The sequence below is a fragment of the Shewanella sp. 10N.261.52.F9 genome (assembly GCF_041471165.1).
GTDB lineage: Bacteria > Pseudomonadota > Gammaproteobacteria > Enterobacterales > Shewanellaceae > Shewanella > Shewanella marinintestina.
Map to the genome: position 1 here is coordinate 184,011 of NZ_JBFRNX010000001.1, position 2,077 is coordinate 186,087.

The window sequence follows — 2,077 nt, forward strand, 5'->3', positions numbered from 1 at the left end:
TTAAAGATGAAATTGAAAAAATAACAAACACAAACATGAGACCACAGAAAATGGGGCGGCCAACAAAGCCAACAGCATAAAGTTTACTCTGACCCCACTTATTGGCGTATGGACTTCTTTTGATAGTGATACCACTGAAATAACCGCTTTCGTTCCCACTCTGTTAAGTGGCTATATTGCTGTCCCATAACACCCTCCTAATCTTTTAAAAAAAGTATAGGTGGTGCACTTCTAGGTTGAACGTGGCAGGTCTACAAACATGCCATTAACGATGGGTGTCTATGATTGGTTTTTTAATTGTTACAAAGCAGATTTCAACCATAGCAACATGGCTTGTTCATCAATGTAAATAAGCCTATTTCTAATCCATCAGCCAAATTTGAATTTCTGTAATTCCTACAGGATCGTAAATAACCGTTTTATCATTTAAGCCATGATGAGAAGCCAAGGAGCCTGCCTATTGCGCTGTCTACTCAGCACTCGGCAATCCTCCTATAAACACTATTTTGCCGATAGGCACTAAGACTAAAAATGCCGTTGATAAACTTACACAATGCTTTTTCATCTCAAATATCGCCAATCTTCGCCACCGCGTTGGGCATATTCGCTCACTTTGAGATACTCGATATTTCACAGGCCTATTTAGGCACTGTTGCGTTGATTTTCATCCATAGCTTTCGGGCTAGGCGAGGCAAATTGGAAGAGCGAAAACCCAGCCACCACAGCCGCGATTTTCAAGAAAACATCAAAGCAGAGGATAAAGAAAATGCCATTAACGACTAGTGTTATTTTTAGCTTACAGTGGCTTGCCGTCGTCATTTTTTACCTTGCGCTCATTTGGACTATGAGCGATTAGCCGTGGCGTGTGCTTAAAGAGTGAAAGTGAGAGGCAGATCTAGGTCATATGGTCAAAACGAACAGACAAAAAACAAATGGAGCCTGAAGAGGCCCCACTTATTTGCTATTTAGATTGAGCGCGATGGTGAGCTTTATACCCCTCTATACGCGACTTGGGCACCATCTTGAGAAATGACTTTATCCTCTTGGATCACAATACCAAAGCCATGCTCTTCATCCCAAGCACATTCAAAAATCATCCCAACTGCATTTTTGTCTGGGTGATGTAAAATAAATCCGGACAGCTGCATTAACTTAAAGATATCCCCAGCCTGCATATCGGCTTCGTTCACCTCGCCGACACAGGTTTCGTAAGATTCTGAATCTTCGTCAAATACATCTAGAAACTCAGAGTCTTCAAGCAGCTCCTGATAGTTTTCATTAACATAATCGCAGACAAGCGCATAAATACGTTTTTCATTATCAATGAACCATTGCGTCATGCTATCGGCAATAGAAAGGTCTTCTTGGGTGAGAAATTCAACACTACCGTAGGCTTTAAAATCATGCCAAGCATTCAGCCCCGTTGTGCCTTCATGAAACTCTTCACCTTCTTTCCAAGTAATATTTATTGTTTTCATAATAGACTCGTAAAAAGAGAAGATTATATTTGAAGTGATTTCTTATTAATGTGAGAAAAGTGGGGTCAGAGAAAAGTGGGGTCAGAGTAAACTAAAGTTATTCATCTATACTCATTAACATAGTGAACATTGCAAAGGGAACTTGCACATGCCTAGAAAACCGAGAGCCAATCCGATAGGCATACCTCAACATATCATTCAACGCGGCAACAACCGCCAAGCCTGCTTTACTTCAGAACAAGACTTTATTGCCTATACCGGCTGGCTAAAGGACTACGCCAAGAAATTTCAGGTGGAAATCCATGCTTGGGTATTTATGACAAATCATGTCCACCTACTCTGCACACCACGAGAGAGTAATGCTATTAGCCAAATGATGCAGTCTCTTGGGCGACAGTATGTGAGGTATTTTAATTACACTTATAAACGCTCTGGAACACTATGGGAGGGGCGATATAAGTCTTGCTTAGTACAAGCTGAAGACTATCTACTGCAACTATATCGCTATATAGAACTCAATCCAGTTAGAGCAAATATGGTCGATGATCCTTGTAAATATCAATGGTCTAGTTACCAAGCCAACGCCTTAGGCAAAGCTT

General features: G+C 40.9%; 3 protein-coding genes. 2 read left to right on the top strand and 1 reads right to left on the bottom strand.

Features of this window, described 5'->3' with window-relative positions; all coding sequences use genetic code 11:
• The first annotated feature begins 531 nt into the window (after nucleotides 1–531).
• Nucleotides 532–783, top strand: a complete 252-nt coding sequence (locus AB4298_RS00745; protein ID WP_248999417.1) for a hypothetical protein — start codon at nucleotides 532–534, stop codon at nucleotides 781–783.
• Between the two features lie 206 nt (nucleotides 784–989).
• On the opposite strand, the gene AB4298_RS00750 is transcribed toward AB4298_RS00745, so the two are convergent.
• Nucleotides 990–1,478: a DUF6985 domain-containing protein gene (locus tag AB4298_RS00750; RefSeq protein WP_248999418.1), complete on the bottom strand. Its 489-nt coding sequence runs from the start codon at nucleotides 1,476–1,478 to the stop codon at nucleotides 990–992.
• Nucleotides 1,479–1,626: 148 nt separating this feature from the next.
• Here AB4298_RS00750 and AB4298_RS00755 point away from each other — a divergent pair.
• On the top strand, nucleotides 1,627–2,077 hold a 451-nt coding region (locus AB4298_RS00755), incomplete at its 3' end, for a transposase (RefSeq protein ID WP_371985423.1).

Coding starts and splice junctions, on each gene's coding strand:
- AB4298_RS00745 (WP_248999417.1), top strand. CDS start 532: ATGCCGTTGATAAACTTACACAATGCTTTTTCATCTCAAATATCGCCA.
- AB4298_RS00750 (WP_248999418.1), bottom strand. CDS start 1,478: ATGAAAACAATAAATATTACTTGGAAAGAAGGTGAAGAGTTTCATGAA.